General features: G+C 67.3%; 13 protein-coding genes. 4 read left to right on the top strand and 9 right to left on the bottom strand.

The window, feature by feature from the left end:
- The first annotated feature begins 14 nt into the window (after positions 1–14).
- A complete protein-coding gene (locus BUC15_RS05480) occupies positions 15–197 on the top strand; it encodes a hypothetical protein (protein WP_073186531.1) in 183 nt (60 codons plus the stop codon).
- Between the two features lie 27 nt (positions 198–224).
- Positions 225–2,936: a LysM peptidoglycan-binding domain-containing protein gene (locus tag BUC15_RS05475; protein ID WP_073186530.1), complete on the top strand. Its 2,712-nt coding sequence runs from the start codon at positions 225–227 to the stop codon at positions 2,934–2,936.
- A 679-nt stretch (positions 2,937–3,615) separates the two neighbouring features.
- Here BUC15_RS05475 and BUC15_RS05470 read toward each other — a convergent pair.
- The 5 genes from BUC15_RS05470 to BUC15_RS05450 form a co-directional block, all read right to left on the bottom strand.
- A complete protein-coding gene (locus tag BUC15_RS05470; protein ID WP_175558252.1) occupies positions 3,616–4,065 on the bottom strand; it encodes a CBS domain-containing protein in 450 nt (149 codons plus the stop codon).
- A 197-nt stretch (positions 4,066–4,262) separates the two neighbouring features.
- Positions 4,263–5,588, bottom strand: coding sequence for an ABC transporter substrate-binding protein (locus BUC15_RS05465; RefSeq protein ID WP_217652118.1), 1,326 nt, complete (start codon positions 5,586–5,588; stop codon positions 4,263–4,265).
- A 61-nt stretch (positions 5,589–5,649) separates the two neighbouring features.
- Positions 5,650–6,561: a carbohydrate ABC transporter permease gene (locus BUC15_RS05460; RefSeq protein ID WP_073186527.1), complete on the bottom strand. Its 912-nt coding sequence runs from the start codon at positions 6,559–6,561 to the stop codon at positions 5,650–5,652.
- Positions 6,561–7,469, bottom strand: a complete 909-nt coding sequence (locus BUC15_RS05455; RefSeq protein ID WP_073186526.1) for a carbohydrate ABC transporter permease — start codon at positions 7,467–7,469, stop codon at positions 6,561–6,563. The genes BUC15_RS05460 and BUC15_RS05455 overlap by 1 nt, the downstream gene beginning before the upstream one ends.
- Before the next feature lie 8 nt (positions 7,470–7,477).
- On the bottom strand, positions 7,478–9,214 hold the full coding sequence (locus BUC15_RS05450; RefSeq protein ID WP_073186525.1) for a beta-galactosidase: 1,737 nt from the start codon (positions 9,212–9,214) through the stop codon (positions 7,478–7,480).
- Between the two features lie 163 nt (positions 9,215–9,377).
- On the opposite strand from BUC15_RS05450, the gene BUC15_RS05445 reads away from it, so the two are divergent.
- Complete coding sequence (locus tag BUC15_RS05445) at positions 9,378–10,394, top strand: LacI family DNA-binding transcriptional regulator (protein ID WP_073186524.1); 1,017 nt, start codon at positions 9,378–9,380, stop codon at positions 10,392–10,394.
- Between the two features lie 262 nt (positions 10,395–10,656).
- Here the strand turns inward: BUC15_RS05445 and BUC15_RS05440 are convergent, their stop codons facing one another.
- The 4 genes from BUC15_RS05440 to BUC15_RS05425 all read right to left on the bottom strand — a co-directional run bounded on the left by BUC15_RS05440 (position 10,657) and on the right by BUC15_RS05425 (position 15,503).
- Positions 10,657–11,499 (bottom strand): HNH endonuclease family protein, encoded by an 843-nt coding sequence (locus BUC15_RS05440; protein WP_073186523.1) that lies wholly within the window; start codon positions 11,497–11,499, stop codon positions 10,657–10,659.
- A gap of 8 nt (positions 11,500–11,507) precedes the next feature.
- Positions 11,508–13,517, bottom strand: coding sequence for an AAA family ATPase (locus BUC15_RS05435; protein ID WP_073186522.1), 2,010 nt, complete (start codon positions 13,515–13,517; stop codon positions 11,508–11,510).
- A 79-nt stretch (positions 13,518–13,596) separates the two neighbouring features.
- The gene (locus BUC15_RS05430) at positions 13,597–14,160 is read right to left on the bottom strand and encodes an HdeD family acid-resistance protein (RefSeq protein WP_073186521.1); all 564 of its coding nucleotides are present in this window, start codon (positions 14,158–14,160) and stop codon (positions 13,597–13,599) included.
- Between the two features lie 86 nt (positions 14,161–14,246).
- Positions 14,247–15,503, bottom strand: coding sequence for a serpin family protein (locus BUC15_RS05425; protein ID WP_084189377.1), 1,257 nt, complete (start codon positions 15,501–15,503; stop codon positions 14,247–14,249).
- Between the two features lie 882 nt (positions 15,504–16,385).
- Between BUC15_RS05425 and BUC15_RS05420 the strand changes: the two genes are divergently transcribed.
- Positions 16,386–16,883, top strand: coding sequence for a DUF456 domain-containing protein (locus tag BUC15_RS05420; RefSeq protein ID WP_073186520.1), 498 nt, complete (start codon positions 16,386–16,388; stop codon positions 16,881–16,883).
- Positions 16,884–17,042 lie beyond the last annotated feature (159 nt).

Raw genomic sequence — 17,042 nt, 5'->3', positions numbered from 1 at the left:
ACCAAGGAGGAAACATGTTCACCATTCACCGGACCATCGGGATTCTCGTCACCCTGCTCCACGGCAGCCGGGAGCGCGACGAGCGTGGCCTGAGCCAGAGCACTGAAAATGCGATCCTGCTCGCGGGGGCGGCCGCCATCGCGCTGATCATCATCGGGGCGATCACCGCCTACGTCACCAACAACCTGCCTTCCTGACGTGTGCCACCGACGACGGAGTGGGCGGTGAAGGCCGCTCGGGCGCTCGGCGCGCTCCTGACGCTCGCCCTGCTGCTCGTCGGGGCACCGTGGGTGCTGCTCAAGATCGGATCGATCGACTACCTGCTCCAGGTCGACCCGGCAGGTCTGCTCACCGCCAGGGCAGGCAGCGCCCTGATCCTCGCGCTGCTCAGTTGCCTCGGCTGGCTCGCCTGGGTGGTGATCACGCTCACCACGGTGTTCGAGTTCATCGCGGTACTGACCCGACGTCGTGTCCGGCTGCGCCTGCCGGGCACGGGTTGGCTCCGTCCGATGATCGGCGCCCTCGTAATGGCGGCGGTGCTTACGCCGTCGATCGCCGACGCCGACCCCATCCGGCCTCCCCCGGCAACGGTCCCCCCTCCCGCACAAGCCCAGCCGACGGTCACCTCTCCGCCCGCTACCAGACCGGCAGAAGTGGGCCGCGTCTATGTGGTTCAGGAGGGCGACGAGCTTTGGGACATCGCAGAACGTGAGCTTGGTTCGGGTGAGCGGTGGCGAGAGATCGTCGCGCTCAGCCCGGACATCGTCGACTCGTTCACGCTCACCGCCGGGCAGGTCCTCACGCTGCCGGTTACCCAGATGTCCCCCCTCGAGAACGTCTCGAGCCACGTGGTGGTGCAGCGCGGTGATTCACTGTGGGCCATCTCCGAACGGGTCCTGGGTGACGGGAACCGCTGGCCAGAGATCCATGCCCTGAACCGCGGCCAGATTGCCGACCCGGACGAGATCGACGTCGGTTGGGTTCTCCAGCTACCAGACACCGCGCCGTCCGCGACGGCATCGCCCGAAGTCGCGGCCGAGATTCCTGGCGAGGTCCACGCCGAAGCCGCGGTCGGCCCGGCTGCCGAGCCCCCTGCTGGGGTTCCGTCCCAGGGCCCGGTTGAGACGCTGACCGAGGCACCGGTGCCGGTCGAAGGCCCGGTAGAGGCGCCGATCGAGACCCCGGGCAGGATTGCGGTCCGCGCCGGGCTGCCCGCAACAGACCCGACCCAGCCTCCCCCCGCAGCCAGCCACGCCGGTGAGGCCACCCCCGTCGACTCAGATCCGTTGACAGTCCTCGGCCCGATCGGCGCGTTGCTTGCCCTCGGGGTCGTCGCAGGGGTCGCTACCCGGAGGCGTGCCCAACTGCTCGGGCGTGCCGTCGGGCGCCGGCTGGTACCGGTCCCCGAGCAGGTATCGCGATTCTGGGGGGCCCTCGCCGTCCATGCCGACGATGCCCCGGACCCGGAAGAAGCCCCGCCGCCCACGACGGTGCTGCTCGGCTGGGCCGAGGACGGCTCCGAGGTGCCCATCGAACTCGAACGCGAACGCGCCACGGTGCTGACCGGCAGCGAAGCCACCGCGGGCCTGGCGGCAATCGTGACCGGGTTGTCGTCGGCCCCCTGGTCTGAAGGGGTCGAACTCATCGTGGTGGGCGGGGCGCAGTGGGCCGAGGCCCTCGACGACCCGCGTGTCACGGCGTCGGCCTCGACCAGCGACGGTCTCGCCGAACTGGCCCGCACCTGTTCCCGACGGCGCCTTGCCATGCGCGGGCGGAGCCTACCCGACCTGCGCTCCGACCCCGACCTCGACGCCGCGTGGAATCCGGTGGTGTTCTTGTTCGAAGGTCCCTTGTCGGCGACTCAGTTCGACGCCGTCGCCGACGCCCTGGCGTTGGGCGAGGTCGGCGTCGGCGTCGTCGCGACTGCCCCCGCTGCCCCACACATCGAACATGCGGCCGTCGAGCTCGAGACCGAGCTGGGCACCTTCCGCGGCAAGAAGTTCACCCCGCAACTGGTCGGCGAACCCGCCCGGAGGGTGCTGCTCGAGCTGTTCCGCGCCACCGGCTCGACCGAGACCGTCCCAGCCCCGTGGTGGAGCGACAGCTCGAGCCTGCCACCTAACGTCCTTCCCCTCCCCCTCGTCGGGGCCGCTCACGGCGAGGAGCAACCGATGCCAGAACCACCAGAGGAACACCCGCATCCCACGCTGTCGTTGCTGGGTGAGGTCGAGCTGCTCAACCCGGCCGGCCAGGAACCCAATCGCGCCCGAATGCAATGCATCGAGTACTGCGCTTGGCTGCTGGCTCACCCGGGGGCAACTCCCACCGTGATGACGCGCGACCTTCTCGTGGCCGAAAGCACCCGACGCTCCAACATGTGTCGGCTGCGCGCCTGGCTCGGCACCGCCCCCGACGGCTCGCCCTACCTTCCCGACGCCTACACCGGACGCATCCGACTGGACGAGCGGGTCACTTCCGACTGGGAACGCTTCGAGGCCCTGCTCGCCGGGGGCGTCAACTCCGCCTCGCCGTCCGCCCTGCGTCAGGCCCTTCGCCTCGTACGCGGCGAACCGCTCGGCGCGTCGGCCTTTCAGTGGCATTGGGCCCAGACGCTGCGCGCCGACATGGTCTCGATGATTGTCGACGCTGCAAGCGTGCTGGCCGACCGGGCCATCGAGCACGCCGACCCCGACCTGGCCCTCTGGGCCGTCGCACGGGGTCGTCTGGCCGCGCCGGAGGACGACCAGTTGCGGGTCCGCGCGATCCACGCGTTCGCCGTAGCCGCGAGAGCTGCGGAACTGGACCGCGAGGTGCTGGCCCTCAACCGGTCCGTGCGCGCCGCTGGCAGGGACTTGCCCGTGGAGCTGGCGCACCGCGTTCAGCTGGCGATCCACCTACGAGACGCCAATCCACGGCCCGCCGAGGCCGTCACCTGATACACGGGGAGAATCGACCACTGGGTCGGCGTCGTCGGGTTCGTCGCCCGAAGTTTCAGGGCTGGGTCCATATCCAGACGTAGGGGTGTCAGGTCGCGCCATCCGGTACACCACAGCTGTGGCATGGTTTGACGCCAGTCACCTAACACAGGGGCGCGGCGGCTGGGGGTCACTGGACCCGGGCGACGCGCCGGGACAAAGGGCGGTCCGACCCACGACTTGATCGGATGGGCTCCGGGTAGTGGCCGATCCTCGACCCCAGACACACCAAAATCGACCACTGGCCGATCCTCGCCCAACCGACCCCGGCCCCCACAGCCCCAGACAACAAGGCAGTGGTCGATACTCGACCCCAGACACACCAAAATCGACCACTGGTCGATTTTCACAAGCCCCGATCCGGCCCCCACACCCCCAGACAACAAGGCACTGGCCGATACTCGACCCCAGACACACCAAAATCGACCACTGGTCGATTTTCCGAGGTCCGGCCCGGACGAGCCCGCGCCCGAGAGCGGCTGCCGCCTGACGGCCTAACCGCCCAGCGGGCCTAACCGCCCAGCTGCCCAGCGGGCCTAACCGCCCAGCGGGCCTAACCGCCCAGCCGCCCAGCGGGCCTAACCGCCCAGCCGCCCAGCGGGTCTCACAGCCCAGCGGGACTAGCCGCCCAGCGGCAGTGTCAGCCGACGGCCACGGTCTCCCTCGACCGCTGCGCGAAACGACTTCCCACCACATGCGGCGAGACCGCCTTAACCGGGCGGCCGGTCCGCTCGAACAGGTCTTCGCGTGCCAGCGTGCCGATCAGGTCGCCGTCGTCGTGGACCAGCACGCGCCGGGCCCCCGTCTCCTGCACCTTGTCCACCACGTCGCTGACCCGGTCCTGCGTGGAGGCAACCACCACGTCTCCGTCGCAAACGCCGCTGATCTCATCGTTGCCCGTGCCGCCGACGGCGTACACGCGCCAGACCAGGTCCGTGGCCGTCACGACTCCGGCGATCGCATCCTTGTCAACCACCACCACCAGATCGGTGTTGTGGGATTCCATCAGTTTCGCCGCCGCCCGCACGCTCTGGTTGGCGCGGATCACCACCGCTTCGGAAATCTCGCATTCAGCAACTGTTACAGGCATGCTCGTCCTCCCCGACGTCCTGTTGATTGGCTGTTTCTGCATTCCTCTACTACAAATCGTACGCCTCACGGTGCCAGCTCCCCAATCGGGCGACCATGTGCTCAACCACTGCGACCGCCCTGTCCATGGCCCCCGGATGCGCCGCACCCCGCCGCCTCCGGAGAGGTGACGGGGTGCGGTACGGCAGCGTCAATTGCTCACTGCATGAAGCCGTTGCTCTTCGCGTAGGACTCCAGATCGGTCTGCCACGCTGCGAACGCCTCGGTCAGGTTGCCCGAACCGGTGTAGGCGCCGGAGACCTTGTCGCCGAAAATGGAGTTGGCGTAAACCTGGAACGGCAGGTAGCTCCAGCCGGGAAGCACGTCGTCAGCGGCCTGCGCCAGCACCTTGTTGTACTCCTGGCCACCGAAGTACTCATCGGTGTAGCCCTGCCATTCGGCGTCGGCCAGCTCGGCCTTGGTCGCGGGGAAGTTGCCACCGGCGACGCGGATGGCGACGCCGTCACCGTTGCTGACGTACTGCAGGAACTCGTAGGCGGCCTCCTTCTTCTCGCTCGATTCGAGGATCGCGATGGACGAGCCACCGTTCTCGGCGTTGGCCGTGGTTCCAGCCTCGGGCACCGGGGTGGTGGCGACGCGGAACTTGCCTGCCGCATCGGGCGCGGAACCGATCAGGTTCGCGGGCATCCAGGCGCCGGTGATGAGCGAGGCGAGCGAGCCGTCGCCCAGGCCCTTGAACCAGTCGTCAGACCAGCCGGCGACCGTGGTGTTGATCAGGTCCTCATCGATCATCTTCTGCCAGAAGTCGGCGAACTTGAGGACGCCCTCATCGCCGAGGTCGATCGTGACCGAGTCGCCTTCGACGCCGAACGGGTTACCGCCTGCGAGCCACATCATCGAGGTGGCGAAGCCGGCGTCGCCGTTGTCGGAGGTGATGTAGCTGTTCGGGCCGAGGGCACGGATCTTCTTGGCGGCCTCATAGAACTCATCCCACGTGGCGGGAGGTGTGGTCACACCAGCCTGGGTGAAGACCTCTTCGTTGTAGAACAGGGCCATCGGCCCCGAGTCAACGGGCAGCCCGTAGACCTGGCCGCTGTCGGCGAGCGTCACGGCATTCCAGGTACCGGTCGTGTACTGGTCCGCCAGGTCGGCGGCGCCGAACTGCGTCAGGTCGGCGAGGCGACCGGGGATGGCGTACTGGCCGACGGCGTAGTACTCGATCTGCGCGACGTCGGGCGCACCCGAGCCCGCCGCGATCGCGTTGTCCAGCTTGGTGTAGGTGTCGCCAGCGCCACCGACGTTCTGCAGGTCGATCTTGATGTTCGGGTGGGACTCCTGGAACGCCTCGACGACCGGGGTGAGCGTCGGCTCCCAGCCCCACACCGTCAGGGTGGTCTGCTCGCCGGTTGCGGAGTCGCTGCCCTGCGCGGACGGCGTCGACGACGACTCGCCGCCACCGCAGGCGCTCAGGCCGATGGCCAGGACCGACGCCAGTGCGACGCCGACCAACTTCTTGGAAATCATGGACATGTTCCTCTCAACAGTGAAGGGATTGGGTGTTGGTTGATGGACGGAGGCCTTCGGGCTATTCCTTGACGCTGCCGGCGGAGAGACCGGATTGCCAGTAGCGCTGCAGGAACAGGAAGGCGATGATCAGGGGGATGATGGTCAGCAGCGAACCGGTGATGATGATGTTCTGGAGCGGGTTCGCCCCACCGGCCGCCGAGTAGGTCTGCAGCTTGATGTCGTTGAGGCCGGTGGTCAGCGGCTTCCATTCCTCCGAGGTGAGCATGATCAATGGGAGGAAGTAGTTGTTCCAGGTGGCCACGATCGCGAAGAGGGCCACCGTCACGATGCCAGGGCCGAGCAGCGGCAGCGAGATCTTGAAGAACGTGTTGAACTCGCTCGACCCGTCGACCCGGGCGGCCTCCAGCAGTTCGTCCGGCACCGCCTCGGCGGAGAACACCCACATCAGGTAGAAGCCGAACGGGGTGATCAGGCACGGGATGATGACGGCCCAGGGGGTGTTGACGATACCGATCCGACTGAACATCAGGAACAGTGGGACGGTAAGTGCGGTGCTGGGCACCGCGATGGCACCCATCACCAGGGCGATGACGCCCCGTCGCCCTGGGAACTTGTACTTGGCCAGGCCGTAACCGCCGAGCACCGCGAGCAGGGTCGCGCCACCCGCACCGACGACGACGTAAAGCAAGGTGTTGAGGAACCAACGCCCGAAGATGCCGTCGCGGTACGCGAAGGTCGCCTTGATGTTGTCGATCAGTGCGAACGAATCACCGAAGGCGAACCCGAACGTCGAGACGTAGTCGGACTGGGTCTTCGTGGAGCTGATGAGCAGCCAGATGAGCGGGATGAGCGCGTAGATCACGAACAGTGCCGTGACCACGGTCAGGACGATCGACTTCTTCGGAGCGAGGCCGACGTGGTTGCCCTTGAGTGCCTTGGCCCTCATGCGCGGTGCGGTTGCTGTGGTCATCACTTGACCCCTCCCTTGGCTCCCCAGAGCTGGACGATGTAGGCCACCGCGACGGTGATGACGCCCATGACGATCGCCAGGGTCGCCGAGTAGCTGGGGTTGTTGGCCTCGAACGCGAGGTGGAACGCGTAGAAGTTCGGGGTGAAGTAGGTGGTGATCGTGTTCCCGGCCATCTGCTGGAGCACATTGGGCTCGTTGAACAGTTGGAAGCTGCCGATCACGGAGAAGATCATCGCGATCATCATGGAGCCGCGGATCGCGGGCAGCTTGATGGCCCTGATGATGTTCCATTCGCTGGCGCCGTCGATCGCGGCTGCCTCATAAAGCGAGCCGGGGATCGTTTTCAGCGCCGAGTAGAAGATCAGCATGTTGTAGCCGATGAACTCCCAGGTAACGATGTTGCCGATCCCGACCCAGATCAGCGAAGGGCTGAAGAAGTCGATCGAGGTACCGAACAGATTGTTCACCTCGCTCATCACACCGTACCTTGTGCCGTACATGAACCCCCACATCAGCGTCGCGACGACTGCTGGGATGGCGTAGGGCAGGAACACCGAGACTCGGAAGAAGCTGGACCCCCAAAGGCGGCCGGAGTCGATGGCGAGCGCCAGGTACATGGAGATGATCAGCATGATCGGCACCTGGATCAGCAGGAACAGGCCGACCCCGATCACGCCGGACCAGAAGTTCGGGTCGGTGAACAGCTTGATGTAGTTGTCGAAGCCGATGAACTGCTCGCCCTGCGAAACGCCCCAGACCATCTTTGGTTGGAAGAACGACAGGTAGATGGCGTAAAGCAGCGGGGCTACGAACACGATCGCGAAGAAGAAGAGAAATGGGCCGACGAACATCCATCCGCGCCAGTTGCGGCGCGGTTTCCTCATCGTCGGGGCCGCTGTCTGGGTCATGGCACCTCCTATGCCTCGGTGTGGCCGAGTTGCGGGTCTGAAACAAATTTGGCGACCGGGCGGGAGGCTGCTGCCAGCTCCCAGACCACGATCGAGTTGTGCTGCTCACGCAGCAGGGGGCCCGGCACGAACATGGTCGTCGTGGGGCCGGCCGACCAGTAGCGACCGAGCAGCACGCCGTTGATCCAGACGATGCCGGTGCCGAACCCGCTGGTGTCGAGGAACAGGTCGACGCCCGCGGCGTCGAAGGTGCCGCTGAGCAGCACCGGGCCAGCCACCGGCCGACCGACGGGGAGCGTGTCGGCGCCGTCGGTCAGAGTCGGCAGCGAATCGTGGTCGACGGCGGCGATCCGCCAGTTCGTGAGCTCGCGCACGGCCGTCCGGGCGGGGCCGATCAGGCCCTTCGACTCACCGAGCCGTGCGGCGTAGTTGACCCGGCCGAGGTCTTCGACGAGGAGACGCAACCGCCCGGCCCCCGGCAGCGTCAAAGCGCGCTGGTGCTGGGTGCGTTCGACGGAACCGATGGGCAACGAGTCGAGGAACCCGAACACCCGGTCGCGCACCTCGTCGAACACGACCACCTGGTCGTCAGCGGTGACGTCGGCCTCATAGACGGCGAAGATAGCCTCCGGGTCGACCTCGTCCTGCTCGGGGAGCCGGTCGAAGCTCTCGAAACTCTCGGGTAGGACGGCGGTCCAGTCGGAGTGGCCTAGATCCACCTCGAACTCGGGGGCGGGTACGAACTCGGACGGCGCCTCTGCCGGCACCGGTGCGTGGCGGGAGATCACCTCTCGGAAGGCGTGGAACTTCGGCCCGGGCGCGCCGTCCTCGCGAAGCGGTGCGTCGTAGTCGTAGGACGTCGTGATCGGGACGTAGACGCCCTTGTCGTTGGCGCCGTTGTTGAGCCCGAAGTTGGTGCCGCCGTGCAGCATGTACAAGTTGACGGAGGCGCCGGCCGCGAGGAGGTCGTCGAGGTCGGCGGCGCTCTCCTGGGCGGCGGTGGTGTGGTGCTGCTGACCCCAGCTGTCGAACCAGCCGTTCCAGAACTCGGTACACATCAGCGGCCCCGTGGGCTGGTGGCGGCGCAGAGTGGCGAGCCGCTCCTTGGAGCGCGACCCGAAGGTGCCGGTGCGCAGCAGCTCCGGCAACCCGCCCCGCGTCAGCATCTCGTCGTTGGCCTGGTCGCAGGTAAACAGCGGCACGTCGATGCCCTGCCCCCTGATGAGCGCCACCAGTGAGCGCAGGTAGGCGGCGTCGTCGCCGTAGGCCCCGTATTCGTTCTCGACCTGGACCATGACGACGTTTCCGCCCCGGCTGACCTGGCGGTCGGCGACGATGGGAAGGACCGCGCGGTAGAAGTCGGCGGTCGCATCGAGGTAGAGGGGGTCGCTGGTGCGCACTTTGATGCCGGGACGCGCCGTCAGCCAGGTCGGTAGGCCGGCGTTGCGCCACTCGGCACAGATGTAGGGGCCGGGGCGGACGATCGCGTACAGCCCGTGAGCCTCGGCGAGGTCGAGGAAGCGGCCGAGGTCGCGCCAGCCGTCGGTGCGGAACTCCCCTTCGCGGCTGGAGTGGAAGTTCCAGGCGACGTAGGTGTCGATGGTGTTCAGGCCCAGTTGCCGGGCCTTGCGCAGCCGGTCGTCCCACTGGTCGGGATGCACGCGGAAGTAGTGCAGCGACCCGGAGATGATCCGGAACGGCTCACCATCGCACCGGAAGCCGTCGTCGGCGACCTCGAAGGACACATCCACTCCTCACTGAGCCTCACAATGTTTACGTCACCATTAGAACACCATGCCTTTGGATGCGCAACACGCCTTGTGAAATCAGGTTAACTGGCCTACCTCTTCAAGTGCCCGTCTACTCGTGTTAACGTAGACAAACCAGCCAAAGGAGGTGACCCAACTCATGCCCCCGCCCAAGCAACGCAGGAAGGGCGCGTCCATCGGGGACGTCGCCCGACTGGCAGGCGTGTCCGCCCAGACGGTGTCGCGCGTGTCGACCGGCGCCGAGAACGTGCGCCCCGAGACCAGGCAGAAGGTTCAGGAGGCGATGGGGCAACTGGGCTACACCCCCAATTACGCGGCCCGCGCGCTGCGCAACGGCGCCTTCCACACGATCGGCCTGATGGCACACCGTTTCGAGCGCACCGGTGAATCGCTCACGACGTCGGCGGTGATCCAGGCGGCCAGGGCAGCGAACTTCGGCGTCACGATCGTCAACGTGCAGTCGCAGGAGGCCGACGGCTGGGAGTCGGCGGCTTCCCGGCTGTCGAACCAGGCGATCGACGGCCTCGTCATCCTCCGAGCGGAGCAGACACCCGAAACCCTTTCGCTGCCCAGAAGCCTCCCGGTGTCGGTCTCCGATTCGCGACTCATGGGGTTGTACTCGGCGGTGAGTTCCGACCATCTGCAGGGCAGCGGCGCCGCGACCGCACACCTGCTGGGCCTCGGCCACACCAGCGTGCACCACATTGCGGGCCCCGCCGACTCCGATCCGGCACAGGCCCGGGCCGCGGGCTGGCAACGGGCCCTGGAGCAGGCCGGCATCAGGGCACCCGAACCTCTCCACGGCGACTGGACGGCCGAATCCGGCTACCGGCTCGGTCAACGCCTCGCCGCGGACCCCGAGGTGACGGCCATCTTCTGCGCGAACGATGAGATGGCGATCGGGGCGTTGCGGGCCTTCCATGAAGCGGGCCGGGAGACCCCGTCCGACGTGTCCGTCGTCGGGTTCGACGATCTCAGCATCAGCGCCTACCTGCCGTCACCGCTGACGACCGTGCGCCAGGACTTCGAGCAGATCGGCCACGAACTGGTCCGCCTGGTCATTGAACAGATCCGGTCGAAGACGCAATTGCCGCAGCAGCGGGTCGTCATCCCGACCGAACTCGTCGTCCGCGCGACCACCGCGCCGCCGCGCTAGGTGGCTGTGGCCACGTCGCCACCAGGGTTCTTCCGCGGTTACCAACGGTTTGTCTTGATACCTGCCGTATATCGCTGGTGTCGGGGGTTTGCGCTGGTAACGACGGCAGATCGTTGGTGTCGGGCCATATCAGTGGTAACGACGACCGAACGCTGGTAAGGACGGCGGAACACTGGTAACGACGACGGATCGCTGGTGTCCGGCCATTTCGCTGGTAACGCGGAACAGGCCGATCTGGGCGTCCCGGGGCTTCACGCGATGGTCAGGGGGTCTCGTTCGCGCCGAACAGCGAGTCGTGGTAGCTGATCACGACCTGGCGGCACATGGCGCTGTAGGGCGCCTCGTCGGCGACGAACCGGGCGACCTCGGCGAGTCTCCGCTCAAACTGCTCCAACAGAGCAGGGTCGTCGGGGTGGCGAGACGCGTTGCCGCGGGCCTCCACCACCGACTCGAGATGCGCGATCAGGTCAAGGAGTCGGTCGCGGCGGGCCGCACGTAACCCTCTTCGCTGCAGCGCGCACACCTTGATCGTCGTCGCCCCCTTGGCGCTGCCGTTCCTGGGGCGAACCCACCCATCGTCGACCGTCCCTGTCCCCCACACGAACTCGAGGTGCTTCTCTGGGAAGTCGAGGTAGGGGTGCAGCAGCAAGCGTCGCTCCCCCTTCTCCGTGCCCGGCGCGGTGGCGCGGCTGCCTTCGGAGGCCAGCGGAAACGCGTTCGCCTTGCCGGAGGTGACGGCGTCCTCGCCCGGCAGGTCCTGCCTGCGGGGGCTGTTGCAGTCTGTGCAGGAGGGCAGCAGGTTGGTCCATTCACTGGCCAACCAGTAGTACCCGGGAGGCACCCGCGAACCAGAGATGGTCACCTCCCCCTTCGGTCGGTAGTGCTCGATCGCCACCGGCTGGGTGGCCGCGTAGAACGTCTCGCAGTAGGCGCACTTGCCGCCGAATGCCTGTTCGAGCGCGGCCCGGATGTCGGGCGCCTTGTAGGCGGCGAAGCCGTCGAACTTCGCCTTGCCATCCCAGTTCGCGTAGAAGTCGAGGGCCGCCTGCCGTTCGGCGAGCGCCTTCTTCTGCTTGAGGCTCTCCGGGATCGGTGGTCGCCGCACTCGTCGCATCACGCGCCGCCCGGCAGATACTTGCGCCACAAGTCGGCCATCTTCGCCGTCATCTCCGCGCTGGTCGGGGCGGCAGCGTCACCGCCTTCGCGTCGTCGGGCGATGTAGTCGGCGGCCGAGGTGAGCAGCAGGCGTTCGCGTTCGGTGGAGCCGAACTGTTCCAGTTCGTCGAGGCGCCTGCGCACCCGGTCGAGCCGCTCGCGCTGTTCTTCACCCAGGCTCTTCAACGCCATCAACCGGTAGTAGCTCTCCCACAGTTCCGTGATCTCCGGGTCGTCGGTGGAGCCGAGCCCGAAGTGTTCGGAGGTCAACAACTGGTCGATTCTCATACCGGTCACGGGCGGCAGGTCGGTGAGGGAGACGACGTCGCCCTCGCTGTTGCGGCGAATGACGACCACCTCGCCGTCGACGATGCCTCGCAGGCACAGCGGGTCGTGCGTGGTGACGATGAACTGCATCCGCGGCATGAGGTTGCGCATGGCCGTCACGATCCGCAACCTCCAACGGGGGTGCAGGTGGGCGCCGATCTCATCGACCAGGACGATGCCCTCTGCCAGCGCCGAGCTGCTCCACAGCCGCATCGTGGCCCGGAGGATGTCGCAGGCCATCACCACCATCGACTGGTAGCCGTCGCTCAGCGTCACGATGTCGGAGCGGGACCGGCCCTGCCTGAGGACGACCCGGTCGTCGCCGCGGACGAGTTCGGCGTCATGGTCGAGCGCGAGCATCTCGTGGATGCCGCCGGCGACGTCGTCGAAGGTGTCGTCGTCGAGAGACCCCAACCAGGCGGAGGGGTCGGTGAGCGGCGCCAGGGGGTCGAACAGGTTGTCGACGCGCACCACCTGGTCATCACGCTGCGTGGACGGGGTGCGTGGCAGGAGCCGGACGGCGCCGTAGCCGAGCAGCAGCGCGGCCACCGGCTCGGGGCCGGTGAACTCCGTGTCGCCGCTCGCCCATCTCAGTTCCAGGGGGTCGGTCCGGCCGGAGAGGTAGACCTGCACCAGGCCCTTGTGGGCGCCGTCGCGCAGGTACCGGCGGGCGTCGATGCCGAGGCGTCTACGCTGTTCGCCGCCCATCATGGTCAGGGCGATGGCGTGTAGAACGGAGCTCTTGCCGCAGCCGTTCTCGCCCAGGAGCACGGTCCACGGGCCACGCTCACTGGTCGACCGCGCCAGGTCGATCTCCAGTTCTCGGATGGGGCGGAAGTTCCGGATCACCACCCGCTCTATCCATTGGGTGGCCTGGAAGTAGTGGCCCAGGTCGGGCTCGCCCATGGGATCGTTGAGGTTGTAGGAGGGCAGGCCTGGCTCCGCGCCGGACGTGGACGGCAGGTCCGGCCCTTCCGGGATCGGTGGCCGTCGCGTCTTGGCCGTTTCGTGTGGCCGGGTGCCGAGTTGACGGTGCATCGAGGCGAAGGCGGTGGTGTCGCCGTCACCACCGATGGCGGCGAGCCGGGCCTTGACGAGGGCGTCGCGGTTCAGGGCGAGGAGGTCACAGGCGACCAGGCCCCGTTCGGTGAAGGCCGTGACGGTGCCGTCGGATTGGAACCGCAGGTGCTCGTCAGGTTGATCGAGGATCGGGTCAAGGAGCAGGGGTTGCTCGGCTGAGAGTGGCTGGCCCCGCCCGGCCCGCGGGCCGGCGACCGGGAACCTGCTGCCCCGGGAACGGATGCAGTCGGAGCACGCCGCGTAGAGGTTGTCCCATTCGTAGGTGAGCCACCAGTAGGCGGTCAGGTCGACATCGCCGTGCGATCCGACGGCGCCCCAGGTCGGCCGGTGATGGGTAACGACGGCTCCGTCGGAACCCTGCGCTGTGAGGCTCCGCTCACAGTAGGCGCAGGTGCCTGCGGTCATCTGCATAAGCGCATCGAGGATCGCAGGGTCTTCGAGGACCGGGTCGGGCTCCGGCCCGCGGGACCGCTTCTGGCGCCAGGCGTGTTCCAATTCCGCCGTCAGCCGCTCCTTGGCTGCGGTGAGAACATCGGGTTCTGCTGGTCGCGTGGACACCATGGCGCACCCCTCTTGCGGCGAATATAGACCCCGACCGCCCCGGTGGGAAGGGCGTGCAGGGGCTATCCCCGCGTCTTGGTCAGTTGGCGCCGAAGCGGAACGCGCGCGCGAGCTGGGCGATGCCCAGCACGACGAAGGACACGCCGATCAGGATGAAGAGCACCTTGACCGCCAGAAGAGGCGAGAACAGCAGGACCACGCCTGCGATGATACTGAGCGCCGCGTACAGCAGGGTCCAGAGCTTCGCCTTGGTGCCGCCGAGCAGCGTGAGCGCGATGATGCCCTGCGCGATCCAGGAGATGCCGACGACGATCCCGACCAGGGCTGCGAGCCACGCCGTCGCGGTGCCGAGGTTAGCGAAGGTGAAGATGGCCGCGGCCGCGAGCAGCACCCCGACCACGATGTTGCCGACCCGCGCCCATGTGCCCTGGTTCTTCGAGAAGATCCCGGTGGCGAGGCTCACCAGGGCGGCGATCAGGGCCCAGATCGCGATGATCACGGCCACGACCATCGCGGTCTTGGCGGGCCAGACCAGGATCAGGATGCCCATGACGAGCGCAAGCAGCCCGCCGAAGCCGAAGATTGCGCGGAAGACGCTGGTGGCCTTCTCATCCAAGTCGATGACTACGCGATTGGTGGACATGGCTCAAGCCTCCCGTTGAGTGGTTGCCACAACTGTGGCACAAGCTGCGGTGCCGACGCGCGCGACGCACCGCCGGTGGAACCCGATCAGCCTTCAGGAGCCGCGTCGGCGGCGTCGGAGACGATGGCCAGGAACAGGGGCCAGCCAGTCCTGGTGTCAAGCACCCTCATTACGAAGGGGCGGTCGGCGACCAGTTCGTTCTCGGGAGACTGCGGCGCGGACTCTACCCCAGCAACCTCGGTCACCGCGGCCCCGACGGTGCCCTTTGCGCTGACCATGAGCCGCACCTGCTGGGCGAACTGGTCGACGATGGCGCCCGGGAAAATCCCGTCGACGCTGTTCTCGAACGTGACGCCCTCCGCCCCGAGCAGCGGCAGCAGGTTCAATCCCCCGGTCAGGTCCGACGGGGGCATCGTCACCGCGACAGTGACCGCTGTGGCGTCGTCCAGCGCGACCCGCACCTCGTCCAACTGCTGCGCTGACAACGCCTCGGGCCCGGCGTCCGGCACGATCACGTCCATCGCGAGCGCCTCGTCGTAGGGCAGCCGAACAGCCTTCCAGCCCTCGCCGACGGCGAAGGGGACGGAGAACTCCCCAGAGATCGCCTTCACCTGCTGCGTCCCGCCCGGCCCCTCGAACTCGAGCGGGGTGTCGTCGTAGGGGAAGGCGGTCGCCCAAGCCGCGGCGAACAGAATGGCGTCTTGCAGGACCAGCACGAGGTCTGGCCTGACCTCGATCGCCGACTTCTCGATCAACCCGGCAGTGTTTTTCACAACCCAGTCGTCAAGCACTGCCTTCATCTCCCCGAGGGCCACCTGCTGGGTGCCGACGTCGAAGTAGGCGCCGATCCGTTCGAGGAACTGCTGCTCGACCTCCTTTCCCTCGACGACTACGGCCTGGCTTGCCTGGTGCACCAGCGGCGCCTCAGGCGGGTCGTTGACGTCGACGGATTCGGGGAGGAGTTCGTAGGGTCTCAGCGACTGCCGCAGTGCGCCCAACGCGGCAGAACGTTCGTCGCCGGTGAGTCCGAAGACGGCGTCGAGGCTCGCGAGGGTTTCGTCGGTGGCACCTTCTGCGAGCATCCCGAGGGTGACCGCCAGAGAGGAGGGGGCGATGGCCCGGTTCGGCTCCGTGCCTTGAAGGAGGAGGTTCCAGCCGAGATCGGCCGAGCCGCGGGCAGCCTGGGCGACGCCCGAGGTCTCGTCGAAGGGCAGTTGGAGCAGCGAGGTGGTGCCGCGGAGGAGCGTCGCGCCTCGGCTGCCGCCGTCGCCGGAACAGGCGCTCACCCCGACTGCGGCCACAGCAAGCCCAACGAATGTCAGAACCTGACGCCTGGTGAACATGCCGGGCCCCTTTCAGGAGTCGATGGTCAAGCCTAGCGCGGGGGGTCGTCGGGCGGCCCGCCTCCACCACTGTCGCTGCCCGCGCCTTGTCGCTGCTCTTGTCCTGTCCCTGCTCTTGTCCTGTCCCTGCTCCAGCCCCAGACCCAGGCCACGAACCAGACCCAGAGCACGACCCAGACCACGAAAATCGACCACTGGCCGATTCTCATCCGTCCTGCCACGACAATCGCCCACTGCCTAGCCCACGAGAGTGCGCACCAGAGTCCGTCGACAGGGCACTGGCCGATCTTCGGCACCAGACACACCAGAATCGACCACTGGTCGATTTTCGCCGGGGGCGCTACCCCGAGCCCGGAGCCCGGGCCGCACTCCCGGGCCGCACTCCCGGGCCGCACTCCCGGGGCCGCACTCCCCGGCCGCACTCCCGGGCCGCATTCCCGGGCCGCACTGCCTGTGGGCCCCCGCCCCAGACACCGCACGGGCCGCACACGCGAACCCACACGCCCACCCCGTCGACAGGGCACTGGCCGATCTTCGGCACCAGACACACCAGAATCGACCACTGGTCGATTTTCGCCGGGAGGGGCACAGCCCGGGGCCGCACCGCCCACGAACGGGCGACCAGCCTCCCCCACGACCTCACCCCAACAGCGCTCCCCAACGACCCCAGACGACGCCAACCCGCCTCGCTACTCCAGCGCTGTACACAAATCTCTGCATACGTCGAGGCGCTCGCATATAGCGCACGCCTCCACACATAGAGAGATCTATGCACACGACGCGCCCGTTTCGGCCCGACGCCGCACGCAGGGCAGGCCCGAACCAGCCTGCCGAAGAAGCAGCAGACGGCACCCTTTTCGGGCGTGACCGTACCCTTGAAGGGTGACCGTCGAAATCATCGCCGCCATCGCTGCCGTTGTCCTGGCCCTCATCGGGCTGGCAGGCATCGTGTTCCCCGTGCTTCCCGGCAGCATCATGGTCGGCATCGGCGCGCTGGCCTGGGCGATCTGGGGCGCCTCCAGCTGGGGCTGGATCGCCTTCGGGGTCGCCGCCGTCCTCCTCATCATCGGTGCCCTCAGCAGTTGGTTGCTCACCGGAGCGTCACTCCAGCGCAACGAGGTGCCGAAGTGGCCGGTCACCGTCGGCATCCTCCTCGGCATCGCCGGAATGTTCGTGCTTCCCGGCTTCGGGCTACCCATCGGATTCGCGCTTGGTCTGCTCCTGGCGGAGTGGTTCCGGATGCGCGACCTGCGAAAGGCCCTCACCACCAGCTGGGCCACCCTCAAGGCCCTCGGCCTCGGCATCCTCGTCGAGTTCGGCTGCGCGATGTTGGCCACAGGCCTGTTGGCGGTGAGCGTCTTCACCGCTGCGTGGAGCTGATCGGCGACTTCCACACCCCCGGACCCGATCTCAGCAACGCGCCGATTGAACCGTTGCCGCTCCAATGGACGGTGGTTACACGACGGCCGGGCTCCCTCCAGTATCATCGCCCCACCGTCCGATCACAGCGTGTGACGAGCGGTCACCTGAGACGGAGCC

The sequence above is a fragment of the Tessaracoccus bendigoensis DSM 12906 genome (genome assembly GCF_900141915.1).
Classification (GTDB): domain Bacteria; phylum Actinomycetota; class Actinomycetes; order Propionibacteriales; family Propionibacteriaceae; genus Arachnia; species Arachnia bendigoensis.
Note: the sequence above shows the minus strand (reverse complement) of the source record. Positions and strands in the feature narration are given on the sequence as shown.